The sequence below is a fragment of the Metapseudomonas resinovorans genome (assembly GCF_002003485.1).
Taxonomy (GTDB): Bacteria; Pseudomonadota; Gammaproteobacteria; order Pseudomonadales; family Pseudomonadaceae; genus Metapseudomonas; species Metapseudomonas resinovorans_D.
The window spans coordinates 1-13086 of record NZ_BDMA01000042.1 but is presented as its reverse complement, the minus strand read 5'-3'; the positions used below and the strand labels follow the sequence as shown (position 1 = coordinate 13086).

The following is a 13086-nucleotide window of genomic DNA, read 5'->3' as shown; positions in this document are numbered from 1 at the left end:
GAAAAACCCCGGTGCAAGCACCGGGGTTCTTTGACTCGCCATGTCCGGTCGATGCGTGGTCGACCGGTGGCAGTTCCTCTTAGTGGAACTGGTTCATGGTGTTGTCTTTACCGCTCGCTTTCAGAGCCGCTTCGCCAGCGAAGTACTCTTTGTGGTTGTCGCCGATGTCGGAGCCAGCCATGTTCTGGTGCTTGACGCAGGCGATGCCCTGACGCAGTTCCTGACGCTGAACACCCTTCACGTAGGCCAGCATGCCCTGGTCGGCGAAGTAACCTTTGGCCAGGTTGTCGGTGGACAGGGCCGCGGTGTGGTAGGTCGGCAGGGTGATCAGGTGGTGGAAGATGCCGGCGTGGGCCGAACCGTCGCGTTGGAAGGTGCGGATCTTCTCGTCTGCAACCTGGGCCAGCTCGGTCTCGTCGTACTCGACGCTCATCAGCTTGGCGCGGTCGTAGGCGGAAACATCTTTGCCTTCAGCAGCGAACGCATCGAACACTTGCTGACGGAAGTTCAGGGTCCAGTTGAAGGACGGGCTGTTGTTGTAAACCAGCTTGGCGTTCGGGATGACCTGACGGATGCGGTCAACCATGCCTTTGATCTGGCCAACGTGGGGCTTCTCGGTTTCGATCCACAGCAGGTCGGCGCCGTTCTGCAGCGAGGTGATGCAGTCCAGGACGCAGCGGTCTTCGCCGGTGCCCTTGCGGAACTGGAACAGGTTGCTCGGCAGACGCTTCGGACGCAGCAGCTTGCCGCCGCGGTTGATCACCACGTCGCCGTTCTGCAGGTCGGATGCGTTGATTTCGTCGCAGTCCAGGAAGGAGTTGTACTGGTCGCCCAGGTCGCCCGGTTGCTTGGTCACGGCGATCTGCTTGGTCAGGCCGGCACCCAGGGAGTCGGTACGGGCAACGATCACACCGTCGTCAACACCCAGCTCGAGGAAGGCGTAGCGAACAGCGTTGATCTTGGCGAGGAAGTCTTCGTGCGGAACGGTCACTTTGCCGTCCTGGTGGCCGCACTGCTTCTCGTCGGAAACCTGGTTCTCGATCTGGATGCAGCAGGCACCGGCTTCGATCATTTTCTTGGCCAGCAGGTAGGTGGCTTCCGGGTTACCGAAACCAGCGTCGATGTCGGCAATGATCGGTACTACGTGAGTTTCGTAGCCATCGATCTGAGCCTGGATTTCGTCCTGCTTGACCTTGTCGCCAGCTGCGCGGGCGGCATCCAGCGCGGTGAACAGCAGGTCCAGTTCGCGGGCGTCAGCCTGGCGCAGGAAGGTGTAGAGCTCTTCGATCAGGCCGGAAACGGCAGTCTTCTCGTGCATGGACTGGTCGGGCAGCGGGCCAAAATCGGAACGCAGCGCGGCAACCATCCAGCCGGACAGGTAGAGGTAGCGCTTGTTGGTGGTCTTCAGGTGCTTCTTGATGGAGATCAGCTTCTGCTGACCGATGAAGCCGTGCCAGCAGCCCAGGGACTGGGTGTAGACGGAAGCGTCGGCATCGTACTCGGCCATGTCCTTGCGCATGATGGCCGCGGTGTACTTGGCGATATCCAGACCGGTCTTGAAGCGGTTCTGGGCGCGCATGCGGGCAACCGACTCGGGGTTGATAGCGCTCCAGCTGTTACCGTTCGCTTCTTTCAGAGCGGCAATGGCCTTGATGTCGTTTTGATAAGCGGACATGGTCAATCCTTCAAAGTGTGTATGTGGTTGAGCACCGACTTTCCCACTCAAAAACCTGCGTTCTGAAGGTTATTGCGGGTTGCTCACCGCAGCGCGTCGAAGGACCGACTGGAGAGATGTAGCTGGAGGAGGGGTGACTGACTGCAGACGCTCGCGAAATCGATGGGTGGTTTTGCGCTCTTCGATCACTTGCCGGTTCGTGGAAACCGTTGGGCGATTTGCCGGGCACTGCCTTCGATCTTGCGATTGTTGCGGGTGCTTCCCCGTCCCTCAGGACAACCTCGTTCCAGTCGCAACCTCGTCGCACTGCCTTATGGGCTGTTACAACACGGGTCGGCTCGGCTGGTTGGCTGGGAGCGCGACCCGGAGGCCCTTTTCAGAGCCCCTGGCTAGCGGGAGCGAGGCCATCTTGCTCTTTCAAACAAGTGTTCGTCAATCGTTTTGTAGTGTTTTTTTTGGACTACTACATAAGACCTTCGGATGAGACCGAGTGGTCTGAAAAGAGGCTGTCAGTCGACCGCGTCGACCTTGAGGCGCAGGGTCATGTCTTCGCGACCCTGGGTGGTGCGGTGGCGCAGGAAGCCGCTCTGGTCGGACTGGCTATCCTCGTTCACGGCGCCGATGGTGATCCACTCGCCAAGGCGTCCGCTGACCTTGGTGTCGGTGCTCTGCACGTCGATCACCCCGGGCTGGCTGCTGTTCAGGCGATCCCGGTTGCTGCTAATGCTGACGTGCACCAGCTCGCCGGTGAGGGTGGCGGTGACATAGAAACCACGGGTCACGTTGCGGTATTCGGTGTTGCTGTAGATCTCGCCGTAGGGGCCGCTGCTGGTGGTAGTGAGGGGGACGCTCTGGCCTACCTGGATCAGCGCCGGGTAGCCCTCGGTGGTCTGCACTTGCTGCACGCCCGCGCCACGGCTGTCGGTACTGCGGCGAATAATGCGCACCTGGTCACGCCCATGGACTTCGCCGCGCCCTGCCTGGACATCGACGCCGCCAACGCTGGCCGAACCATTGACCGCATAGCCACGGTCACTCTGGAAGTTGCTGTCGCTGGTGTCGACGCTGATCAGCAGGCGGCGAGGGCGGGTGTCCAGTTGGTCGAGAAGGTTGCGCAGTTCGTTGATCTTCGCCGGTTCGGCGTTGACGATCAGTTGGTTGCCATAAGCGCTGACGCGTCCTTCATTGCCCAGCACCGACTGCGCCATCGGCAGCAGCTCATCCGCCGTGCGATAGCGCAACTGGATGAGCTCCGTCGCCGCCTGCAGTGGCAGACAGATGAGCAGCAGGAGTGCAGCGAGCAGGGCGCGTGGGGTCATATCAGGAAGCTCCGCAAATCGGCATCGGTAATGCTCAGGTCCCAGGCCTGGTCGAAGCGGGTCTGCTGCAGCCGGGTCCTTCCGGGGTCGTTGTAGAGGGCGTAGCCGGCGTACTGTTCGGGCTCGGGGCGAATGAGGAGTCCGCGGTCATCGGCTATCAGGTACGCCAGGTCCTCCGAAGGGTGATCGGGGTTGATCCGGCGAATCTGGAAGTTGCTGGAAATGCGCCGTCTGAGGCTGAGCAGGCGATGGCCCTCTTTCACTGCGCGGCTCAAGTCGCGCACGAGAATGCGCAGCTGGCATTTCGGATCGCTGACCAGCAGGCGGGTACAGGCCTGCTGGATGGCGCTGTTGTGATAAAGCCAGGGCTCAAGGTCCGGGGTGTAGAGGCAGAGTCGGCGGCGCGCCTGCTGCATGAGTGCTAAAGCGTGGGCGCGGGCGTCGTCCGGATTGCTGAAGCGTTCGAGGCGATCATGACTGCCAAGGCTGAACGGGGCGGGTTCCCATTCGGGCGCTGCGGCTTGCAGCGAAGAGGGGTTGTGAACACTGAAACGCCCCGGCGACTGGAACTCAATGGCCGGCAGTTCGACTTCGTTCTCAGTACTTTCCGGGGCGTTTTCGTTCATCTTGGCCTCTACTGGCTTTCGCGCACCATGTCCACGTGGGGGATGCCAGCTTCGAGGAACTCGCTGCTGACGATCCTGAAGCCGTGGCGCTCATAGAACGCTGTGGCGTGGACCTGGGCGGAAAGCATCTGGCGCTTCAGGCCGCGACGTTCGGCTTCGGCGATGGCGGCCTGCAGCAGGCGATCGCCAACCTTCAGTCCGCGCCAGTCCTTGAGCACCGAAACGCGGCCGATGTGGCCATCAGGAAGCAGGCGGGCGGTGCCGATAGCATAGTCCCGCTCGAAGGCGAGAAAGTGCACGGCGTCCGCATCTTCGGTGTCCCATTCCAGTTCCGGTGCGACGGACTGCTCGGCGATGAATACAGCCTCACGGATTCGGCGCAGGTCGGCATTGTCCTTCTGCCAGTCGGCAACGCGGACGTGTATCTCACTCATCGGCAAACTCCAGACTTCCTTGCTTGACCAGTTCCAGCAGAAGCTTACGCCCCTCGTCATCGGCCAGCCATTGGCCGAGATTGTCCAGATGCAACGCTTCGGCGGCGCAGATGAGCTTCAGCAGTTCACGCAGGCTGGCCGGCAGCAGGCGGCTCTGGCCGCTGGCAAAGAGCACCAGGCCGACGTCGACTTCGGACCAGGCCAGGCGGGCGCTGGGGTTGCGGATCAGTACCGCGCCATCTTCGATTGCGCCGAGGAAGTCTTCTTCTTCTACTTCGGCGCCAGCCACCAGTTCCGGGTAGCGCGGCTCGGTCATGAACTGGCCGAACCAGGTGAGCAGCAGGCGCTCGTCGCTCATGTGCTCGTTGAGCAGCGACTTCAGGCGATCGAGTGCGTCGCGCTGGATTTCGTGCGGATCGCTGGTGGGAGCCGTTCCTGCATCGCTGTAGCGTTCTTCGTCCGGCATGAATTGGGCGAGGAAGTCGGTGAAGTGGGTCAGCACTTCGGCGGCGCTTGGGGCACGGAAGCCGACGGAGTAGGTCATGCAGTCGTCTTCGGCGATGCCGAAATGCGCCAGGCGCGGGGGCAGGTAGAGCATGTCGCCGGGCTCAAGGACCCATTCTTCGCTTTGCTGGAAGTCGGCGAGGATGCGCAGGTCTGCGTGGGGCAGCAGGGCGCTTTCGGCGTCGCACATCTGGCCGAGCTTCCAGTGGCGGCGACCATGACCCTGAAGCAGGAACACGTCGTAGTTGTCGAAGTGCGGACCTACGCCACCACCGGGTGCGGCATAGCTGATCATCACGTCATCGATGCGCCAGCTCGGCAGGAAACGGAAGTGTTCCAGCAATTCGGCAACTTCCGGAACGAACTGGTCGACGGCCTGGACCAGCAGGGTCCAGTCGCGCTCGGGCAGGTTCTGATACGTGTCTTCGGCGAACGGACCACGGCGCAGCTCCCAGGGACGCTCGCCATGCTCAAGTACCAGGCGCGACTCCACTTCCTCTTCCAGGGAAAGGCCGGCGAGCTCGTCGGGAGAAATGGGGCTTTCGAATCCGGGAATCGCCTGACGGATCAGGAGCGGCTTCTGTTGCCAGTAATCGCGCAGGAATTCGCGCGCGGTAAGTCCGCCCAAAAGTTGAAGAGGAGTATCAGGATTCATGTCTAAGCCTTTGAAATAAAAACGCCCGGCACAGCCGGGCGTGCACTGGTTCAAAACCGATCAGATGCGCTTGGCCTGGGCTACGGCGTTACCGATGTAGCTGGCGGGAGTCATTTTGCGCAGTTCGGCCTTGGCCTCGGCCGGAATATCCAGGCCATCGATGAAAGTCTGCAGCGCTTCCGGGCTGATGCCCTTGCCGCGAGTCAGTTCCTTGAGTTTCTCGTACGGATTTTCGATCGCGTAGCGGCGCATCACGGTCTGGATCGGCTCGGCGAGGACTTCCCAGCAGGCGTCCAAGTCTTCAGCAATGCGTTGAGCATTCAGCTCCAACTTGCTGATTCCCTTGAGGGTTGCTTCGTACGCGATGAGGCTGTGAGCGAAGCCGACACCGAGGTTGCGCAGCACGGTGGAGTCAGTCAGGTCACGCTGCCAGCGGGAGATCGGCAGTTTGCTGGCCAGGTGCTGGAGCAGGGCGTTGGCGATACCCAGGTTGCCTTCGGAGTTCTCGAAGTCGATCGGGTTGACCTTGTGCGGCATGGTCGAAGAGCCGATCTCGCCGGCGATGGTCTTCTGCTTGAAGTAGCCGAGCGAGATGTAGCCCCAGACGTCGCGGTCGAAGTCGATGAGGATGGTGTTGAAGCGGGCGACTGCGTCGAACAGCTCGGCGATGTAGTCGTGCGGCTCGATCTGGGTGGTGTAGGGGTTGAAGGTCAGGCCCAGGTCGCCTTCGATGAACTCGCGAGCGTTGGCTTCCCAGTCGACGTCCGGGTAGGCGGACAGGTGGGCGTTGTAGTTGCCCACGGCGCCGTTGATCTTGCCCAGCAGCGGTACGGCGGCTACCTGGGCGATCTGGCGCTCCAGGCGGTACACGACGTTGGCCATTTCCTTGCCGAGGGTGGTCGGCGAAGCCGGCTGGCCATGGGTGCGGGAGAGCATCGGCACGTCTGCGAAGCGCACGGCCAGATCGCGGATAGCGTTGGCCAGTTGGCGCATCAGCGGCAGCACGACCTGGTCGCGGCCTTCACGCAGCATCAAGGCGTGGGACAGGTTGTTGATGTCCTCGCTGGTGCAGGCGAAGTGGATGAACTCGCTGACTTTGGCCAGTTCGGGCAGCTTGGCGGCCTGCTCCTTGAGCAGGTACTCCACGGCTTTCACGTCGTGGTTGGTGGTGCGCTCGATTTCCTTGATGCGCTCGGCGTGCTCCAGCTGGAAGTCTTCGGCCAGCTTGTCGAGCAGGGCGTTGGCTTCAGCGGAGAAGGGCGCGACTTCCGGAATCCCGGCGTGGGCGGCGAGGCGCTGCAGCCAGCGGACCTCTACCTGGACGCGAAAACGGATCAGGCCGTATTCGCTGAAGATCGGGCGCAGGGCGCTGGTTTTGCCGGCATAGCGGCCATCGACGGGGGAAACCGCGGTGAGCGAGGAAAGCTGCATGAGTGCGTTCTCGGACAATCGGTCAACGAAAAGGGGCGCACATCATACATGGTTTTCGCCCAACTCGGTGCTCAAGCGCCATGGTCGACGACACATGGCGCAGGCAAGTCAGCCGCGCAGGAGCGGGTAAAGCTCGTTGAGCAGCTTGCGGCGGCTGAACAGCAGTTGCCAGCGATTGCCGCCAAGCTGGCGCCAGAGGCGTGCGGCGCGGATGCCGGTGAGGAGGAGGGCGCGGATTTTCGCGGCGTTGCTGGATTGCTGCAGGTGGCGCATGTCGCCGTGTACCTGGATGCGCTGGCGGAAGGTGCTCAGCGTGTCCTGGTAGAGGCTGGCGCAAGCGGCGATGACGTTGTCATGCACCAGGCCGAAGTGCTGCACCTGCTGCTGGATCTGGTCCAGGCGAGTGCCGATCACGTCGAGCATATCGCCGCGCTTGGCCAGCTGGCGCTCCAGGGTCAGAAGCGCCAGGGCGTAACGCAGGGGCTCGCGCTGCAGGCTGGAGGGCTCGCGCTCCAGGGCGCTGACCAGGGCCTTGTAGCCGTCGCGCAGGTTGAGGTCGTCACCGCCGTAGACGTCCAGCGTGTCTTTCGGATCTCGGACCAGCAGGCTGCCGAGCATGCAGCCGAGCGGCGGTTCGCTGATCTGGCCGGTCTTGGCGATGCGGTCCACCAGTGCGGCCGCTTCGAAGACGGCGCCGAGGGCGACCAGTTGCTCACGGGTCTGGTTCATGGGCGTTTCACCCCGGCATCCGAAGGCTCGGCGCTTTCGATCACGCCGCCGCCGAGACAGATTTCGCCGTCATAGAAGACCACGGATTGTCCCGGGGTGACGGCCCGTTGGGCTTCGTCGAACACCGCAACGTAACCGTCGGCAGTTGCTTCCAGGGTGCAGGGCTGGTCGCTCTGGCGATAGCGCACCTTGGCCTTGAGGTGGCGCGGCTGGCTGAGGTCGATGGGGTTCACCCAGTAGATTTCCGACACGTTCAGCGAGCGGGAGTATAGCCAGGGGTTCTCGTTGCCCTGGCCGACGATCAGTACGTTACGTGACAGGTCCTTCGCGAGGACATACCAGGGCTCATCGCTAGCGTCTTTCATGCCACCGATGCCCAGGCCCTGGCGCTGGCCGATGGTGTGGTACATCAGGCCGTGGTGGCGGCCGATGACGTCGCCTTCGGTGGTTTCGATATTGCCCGGTTGTGCGGGCAGGTACTGCTTGAGGAAATCGGTGAAGCGGCGCTCGCCGATGAAGCAGATACCGGTGGAGTCCTTCTTGCGCGCGGTGGCCAGGCCGTATTTTTCGGCGATGGCGCGCACTTCGGGCTTCTCCAGCTCACCCACGGGGAACAGGGTGCGGGCGATCTGTTCGCCGCCAACCGCGTGGAGGAAGTAGCTCTGGTCCTTGTTCGGGTCCAGGCCCTTGAGCAGCTCGGTGCGTCCGTCGATGTCACGGCGGCGTACGTAATGGCCGGTGGCGATCAGGTCGGCGCCCAGGGAGAGGGCGTAGTCGAGGAAGGCTTTGAACTTGATCTCGCGGTTGCAGAGGATGTCCGGATTGGGCGTGCGGCCGGCCTTGTATTCCTCAAGGAAGTGCTCGAACACATGGTCCCAATACTCTGCGGCGAAGTTGGCCGTATGCAGCTTGATGCCAATGCGGTCGCAGACGGCCTGGGCATCGGCCAGGTCTACCTTGGCGGTGCAGTACTCGGTGCCGTCGTCTTCGTCCCAGTTCTTCATGAACAGGCCTTCCACCTGATAGCCCTGTTCGAGCAGGAGGAGGGCGGAAACCGAGGAGTCGACGCCGCCGGACATGCCGACTATGACGCGGGTATTGGCTGGATCACGCATGGGAATCTGCACTGGCTATTACGCAAAAGCGGAATTCTATCAGAACCGGTTCATGATCAGATGGGCGGGCCTGTCTTTCGTAGGAGCGAGCTCTGCTCGCGATGGCGCGGGCGATAGAGCTTCGCGAGCAGAGCTCGCTCCTACAAGGGTTTCATTGCGCGCGGATGAGGCTCAGGGGGAAGCGCTCGCCTGCCAGGTAGTCGTCGATGCAACGCATGACCAGATGGCTGCGCCAGCGATCCTTCTCGGTCAGGAGTTCTTCGCGGGTCAGCCAGCGCGGGCCGATGATGCCGTCATCCAGTAGCTGGTCCGGGTGATGGCGCAGCGGCCTGGCGGCGAAGCAGACGCGCTGGTAGGTCACGCCATTGCTGGGGGCGGTATAGAGATAGATGCCGGTGACCGCGGTCAGCTCGACCTCCCAGCCGGTTTCCTCGAAGGTTTCACGAACGGCTGCTTCTAGGAGGGTCTCGTCGGCCTCCAGGTGGCCGGCGGGCTGATTGAACACGGCACGACCCTCAGCCAGTTCCTCGACGAGCAGGAAGCGGCCCTGGTCTTCGACCACGGTTGCGACGGTGATGTGGGGTTGCCAGCTCATTGGAATGGCTCCGGATAAAGGGCGACATGATAGGGCGCCAGGCTTGGAAAAAAAGAAACCCCGGGCTCGGCCCGGGGTTTCTTTGTTCCTGCGGGGGCGATTAAGCCAGCAGGCCGTCGATCGCAGCGTTGAAGGTGTTGCTGGGTCGCATCACCTGGCTGGTCAGTTCGGGGTTCGAACGGTAGTAGCCGCCGATTTCCACAGCCTTGCCCTGGGCGCCGTTCAGTTCGGCGACGATGGTCGCTTCCTGCTCGGTCAGAGCCTTCGCCAGCGGGGCGAAGTGGGCCTTCAGTTCACTATCTTCGTCCTGGGCGGCCAGGGACTGGGCCCAGTACATCGCCAGGTAGAAGTGGCTGCCACGGTTGTCGATCTCGCCAACCTTGCGCGACGGCGACTTGTTGTTGTCCAGCAGTTTGCCGGTGGCTTCGTCCAGTGCCTTGCCGAGCAGCTTGGCCTTGGCATTGCCGGTCTTGATCCCGGTTTCTTCCAGGGAGACCGCCAGGGCCAGGAACTCGCCGAGGGAATCCCAGCGCAGGTAGTTCTCTTCCACCAGCTGTTGCACGTGCTTCGGAGCCGAGCCGCCGGCGCCGGTCTCGTACATGCCGCCGCCCGCCATCAGCGGAACGATGGACAGCATCTTGGCCGAGGTGCCCAGTTCCATGATCGGGAACAGGTCGGTCAGGTAGTCGCGCAGTACGTTGCCGGTCACCGAAATGGTGTCCTGGCCACGCAGTTGGCGCTCCATGCTGGTACGGATGGCTTCGTTGTAGCCCTTGATGCTGATGTCCAGACCGGTCAGGTCGTAATCCTGCAGGTACAGTTCGACCTTCTTGCGCAGTTCGCGGTCGTGGGCGCGCTCCGGGTCCAGCCAGAAGATGGCCGGGGTGTTGGACTGGCGAGCACGAGTCACGGCCAGCTTCACCCAGTCACGGATCGGGGCGTCTTTGGTCTGGCAGGCGCGCCAGATGTCGCCAGCTTCCACTTCGTGCTGCATCAGCACGGTGCCATCGGCGGCCACGACGCGCATGGTGCCGTCGGCGGTCATCTCGAAGGTCTTGTCGTGGGAGCCGTATTCTTCAGCCTTCTGGGCCATCAGGCCGACGTTCGGCACGGTGCCCATGGTGGTCGGGTCGAAGGCGCCGTTGGTTTTGCAGAAGTTGATCATTTCCTGGTAGATGCGAGCGTAGGTGCTCTCCGGCATCACCGCCTTGGTGTCTTTCTGCTTGCCATCCTTGCCCCACATCTGGCCGGAGTTGCGGATCATTGCCGGCATGGAGGCGTCGACGATCACGTCACTCGGGATGTGCAGGTTGGTGATGCCCTTCACAGAGTCGACCATCGCCATTTCCGGACGGTGGCTGTACACCTCGTGGATGTCGTGGAGGATCTCTTCCTGCTGGGAAGCCGGCAGCACTTTGATCTTGTCGTAGACGCTGCTGATGCCGTTGTTCGGGTTGACGCCCAGTTCCTTGAACAGCTCGCCGTATTTGTCGAACACGTCCTTGTAGTAAACGCTGACGGCGTGGCCGAACACGATCGGGTGGGAGACCTTCATCATGGTCGCCTTGACGTGCAGGGACCACATGACGCCGCTTTCCTTGCAGTCCTGCAGGGTCTGCTCGAAGAAGGTGCGCAGTTTCTTGCAGCTCATGAACATGCTGTCGAGGACTTCGCCGTCCTGCAGGGGGAGCTGTTTCTTGACTTCGACCTTGCCGTCCTTGCCGACGAACTCGATGCGCACGTCACCGGCCTTGGCCATGGTGATGGACTGCTCGCTGGAGAAGAAGTCGCCGCCACGCATGTAATCGGCGTGGGAGCGGGAGGCCATGCTCCATTTGCCCATGGAGTGTGGGTGCTTGCGGGCGTAGGCCTTGACGGCGGCGGGTGCGCGGCGGTCGGAGTTGCCTTCACGCAGGACCGGGTTCACGGCGCTGCCCAGGATCTTGGCGTAGCGGGCGCGGGTGTCTTTTTCGTCGTCGGTCTGCGGATCTTCCGGGAAGTCCGGGATGCTATAGCCCAGTGCCTGCAGTTCGGCGATGGCGCCCTTGAGCTGCGGCACCGAGGCGCTGATGTTCGGAAGTTTTACGATGTTGGCGTCCGGCGAAGTGGCCAGGACTGCCAGGTAGGCCAGATCGTCTTCGATGCGCTTGTCGGCGGGGAGCTTGTCAGCGAAGGAGGCCAGGATACGGCCTGAAAGAGAGATGTCGCGGGTCTCGACATCGATGCCAGCCGAGGCGGCGAAGGCTTTGACGATGGGGAGGAGCGAGTAGGTGGCGAGCGCAGGGGCTTCGTCGGTGAAGGTGTATGTAATCTTCGGACGGTTGGACATTAACGTTTAACTCTCTTCTTTTCTGGGCGCGCACAGAGTCTCGAAGCGCATTGGTAGGCACATTCGCTCAATGTCGAAGTTGAGCTGTGTCGAGATTTGCCGCGGGGGTAATGAAGCGCCAGTAGAGCGTTGTACGGCTTTGCCATGGTGGTGGTTAGGCCGCTGCGAGGACAGTGAGTCTGGTCCCAGACTGCTCGACCCCGATGACTGTCAAGTCACGGCGCGCAGTATATCACTCCTTTAGGCGGGCTGACGCGAGGGGCTGTTTCGACTAAGGAAGATATGGTCGATGACCGGCCAACTGGAGTAGGCTCACGAGCTGCAAGAGCGTTCTCAACCACAATACGGAGCTCAGCATGGGATACCAAAAGATCCAGGTGCCGGCAGTCGGTGACAAAATCACCGTCAATGCAGATATGTCCCTGAATGTACCGAATAACCCGATCATCCCGTTCATCGAGGGTGACGGCATCGGCGTTGATATCAGCCCTGTCATGATCAAGGTGGTGGATGCCGCGGTGGCCAAGGCCTACAGCGGTGCCCGCAAGATATCGTGGATGGAAGTCTATGCCGGTGAGAAAGCGACCCAGGTCTACGACCAGGACACCTGGCTGCCGAAAGAAACCCTGGAAGCCGTTCGCGATTACGTCGTTTCCATCAAGGGGCCGCTGACCACGCCGGTCGGTGGCGGTATCCGCTCGCTCAACGTGGCCCTGCGCCAGGAGCTGGACCTCTACGTTTGCCAGCGCCCGGTTCGCTGGTTCGAGGGTGTTCCGAGCCCGGTGAAGAAGCCTGGTGACGTTGACATGGTGATCTTCCGCGAGAACTCCGAAGACATCTATGCAGGCGTCGAATGGAAAGCCGGCAGCCCCGAGGCCGAGAAGGTCATCAAGTTCCTCACCGAGGAAATGGGTGTCAAGAAGATCCGCTTTACCGAGAACTGCGGCATCGGCATCAAGCCGGTATCCCTGGATGGCACCAAGCGTCTGGTGCGCAAGGCCCTGCAGTACGCCGTGGACAATGATCGCAGCTCCGTGACCATCGTTCACAAGGGCAACATCATGAAGTTCACCGAAGGTGCTTTCAAAGAGTGGGGCTACGAAATCGCCCGTGACGAATTCGGTGCCGAGCTGCTGGATGGCGGCCCGTGGATGCAGTTGAAGAATCCGCGCACCGGCAAGAACGTCGTGGTCAAGGACGTGATCGCCGACGCCATGCTGCAGCAGATCCTCTTGCGTCCGGCCGAGTACGACGTCATCGCCACCCTGAACCTGAACGGCGACTACCTGTCGGATGCCCTGGCTGCTGAGGTGGGCGGTATCGGTATCGCCCCTGGCGCCAACCTGTCCGACACCGTTGCCATGTTCGAGGCCACTCACGGCACCGCGCCGAAGTACGCGGGTCAGGACAAGGTCAACCCGGGCTCGGTCATCCTTTCCGCGGAGATGATGCTGCGCCACATGGGCTGGACTGAAGCGGCCGACCTGATCATCGATGGCACCAACGGAGCCATTGCGGCGAAGACCGTTACTTACGACTTCGAACGTCTGATGGATGGCGCCAAGTTGCTGTCCTGCTCCGAGTTCGGCGACGCGATCATCGCTCACATGTGAGCCTGACGGCGTGTCTAGTCCTGAAATAGGTTTACACCTATCAGGCTAACCTCCAGACCTC

General features: G+C 61.8%; 11 protein-coding genes. 1 reads left to right on the top strand and 10 read right to left on the bottom strand.

What is annotated here, in order from left to right; translation table 11 throughout:
- Nucleotides 1-79 precede the first annotated feature (79 nt).
- From MnOB_RS11865 to MnOB_RS11820, 10 genes are all read right to left on the bottom strand, one after another.
- A complete protein-coding gene (locus MnOB_RS11865) occupies nt 80-1675 on the bottom strand; it encodes an isocitrate lyase (RefSeq protein ID WP_077524430.1) in 1596 nt (531 codons plus the stop codon).
- Nucleotides 1676-2184: 509 nt separating this feature from the next.
- The gene (locus MnOB_RS11860) at nt 2185-2994 is read right to left on the bottom strand and encodes a secretin N-terminal domain-containing protein (protein ID WP_077524429.1); all 810 of its coding nucleotides are present in this window, start codon (nt 2992-2994) and stop codon (nt 2185-2187) included.
- Nucleotides 2991-3620 (bottom strand): DUF7931 domain-containing protein, encoded by a 630-nt coding sequence (locus MnOB_RS11855; RefSeq protein ID WP_077524428.1) that lies wholly within the window; start codon nt 3618-3620, stop codon nt 2991-2993. The genes MnOB_RS11860 and MnOB_RS11855 overlap by 4 nt, the downstream gene beginning before the upstream one ends.
- Nucleotides 3621-3628: 8 nt before the next feature.
- Nucleotides 3629-4054, bottom strand: a complete 426-nt coding sequence (locus MnOB_RS11850) for a GNAT family N-acetyltransferase (protein ID WP_077524427.1) — start codon at nt 4052-4054, stop codon at nt 3629-3631.
- A complete protein-coding gene (locus MnOB_RS11845; protein ID WP_077524426.1) occupies nt 4047-5213 on the bottom strand; it encodes a ribosomal protein uL16 3-hydroxylase in 1167 nt (388 codons plus the stop codon). Before MnOB_RS11845 ends, MnOB_RS11850 begins: the two co-directional genes overlap by 8 nt.
- 60 nt (nt 5214-5273) lie before the next feature.
- Nucleotides 5274-6644 (bottom strand): adenylosuccinate lyase, encoded by a 1371-nt coding sequence (purB, locus tag MnOB_RS11840; protein ID WP_077524425.1) that lies wholly within the window; start codon nt 6642-6644, stop codon nt 5274-5276.
- Between the two features lie 108 nt (nt 6645-6752).
- Nucleotides 6753-7373 carry a high frequency lysogenization protein HflD gene (gene hflD, locus MnOB_RS11835; RefSeq protein ID WP_077524424.1) on the bottom strand — a complete coding sequence of 207 codons (621 nt, stop codon included), beginning with the start codon at nt 7371-7373 and terminating at the stop codon, nt 6753-6755.
- Complete coding sequence (gene mnmA, locus MnOB_RS11830; protein WP_077524423.1) at nt 7370-8488, bottom strand: tRNA 2-thiouridine(34) synthase MnmA; 1119 nt, start codon at nt 8486-8488, stop codon at nt 7370-7372. The genes hflD and mnmA overlap by 4 nt, the downstream gene beginning before the upstream one ends.
- A 151-nt stretch (nt 8489-8639) precedes the next feature.
- Entirely contained in the window at nt 8640-9083 is a 444-nt protein-coding gene (locus MnOB_RS11825; protein WP_077524422.1) for an NUDIX hydrolase, read from the bottom strand.
- Between the two features lie 100 nt (nt 9084-9183).
- The gene (locus MnOB_RS11820) at nt 9184-11412 is read right to left on the bottom strand and encodes an NADP-dependent isocitrate dehydrogenase (RefSeq protein WP_077524421.1); all 2229 of its coding nucleotides are present in this window, start codon (nt 11410-11412) and stop codon (nt 9184-9186) included.
- 356 nt (nt 11413-11768) lie between these two features.
- Here MnOB_RS11820 and icd point away from each other — a divergent pair, with 356 nt between their 5' ends.
- Nucleotides 11769-13025 carry an NADP-dependent isocitrate dehydrogenase gene (gene icd, locus MnOB_RS11815; RefSeq protein WP_077524420.1) on the top strand — a complete coding sequence of 419 codons (1257 nt, stop codon included), beginning with the start codon at nt 11769-11771 and terminating at the stop codon, nt 13023-13025.
- Nucleotides 13026-13086 lie beyond the last annotated feature (61 nt).

Bases quoted from the DNA above. Each gene is read 5' to 3' on its own strand.
- purB (WP_077524425.1), bottom strand. From the start codon at position 6,644: ATGCAGCTTTCCTCGCTCACCGCGGTTTCCCCCGTCGATGGCCGCTAT.
- MnOB_RS11850 (WP_077524427.1), bottom strand. From the start codon at position 4,054: ATGAGTGAGATACACGTCCGCGTTGCCGACTGGCAGAAGGACAATGCC.
- MnOB_RS11825 (WP_077524422.1), bottom strand. From the start codon at position 9,083: ATGAGCTGGCAACCCCACATCACCGTCGCAACCGTGGTCGAAGACCAG.
- MnOB_RS11855 (WP_077524428.1), bottom strand. From the start codon at position 3,620: ATGAACGAAAACGCCCCGGAAAGTACTGAGAACGAAGTCGAACTGCCG.
- icd (WP_077524420.1), top strand. From the start codon at position 11,769: ATGGGATACCAAAAGATCCAGGTGCCGGCAGTCGGTGACAAAATCACC.
- mnmA (WP_077524423.1), bottom strand. From the start codon at position 8,488: ATGCGTGATCCAGCCAATACCCGCGTCATAGTCGGCATGTCCGGCGGC.
- MnOB_RS11820 (WP_077524421.1), bottom strand. From the start codon at position 11,412: ATGTCCAACCGTCCGAAGATTACATACACCTTCACCGACGAAGCCCCT.
- MnOB_RS11845 (WP_077524426.1), bottom strand. From the start codon at position 5,213: ATGAATCCTGATACTCCTCTTCAACTTTTGGGCGGACTTACCGCGCGC.
- hflD (WP_077524424.1), bottom strand. From the start codon at position 7,373: ATGAACCAGACCCGTGAGCAACTGGTCGCCCTCGGCGCCGTCTTCGAA.
- MnOB_RS11860 (WP_077524429.1), bottom strand. From the start codon at position 2,994: ATGACCCCACGCGCCCTGCTCGCTGCACTCCTGCTGCTCATCTGTCTG.
- MnOB_RS11865 (WP_077524430.1), bottom strand. From the start codon at position 1,675: ATGTCCGCTTATCAAAACGACATCAAGGCCATTGCCGCTCTGAAAGAA.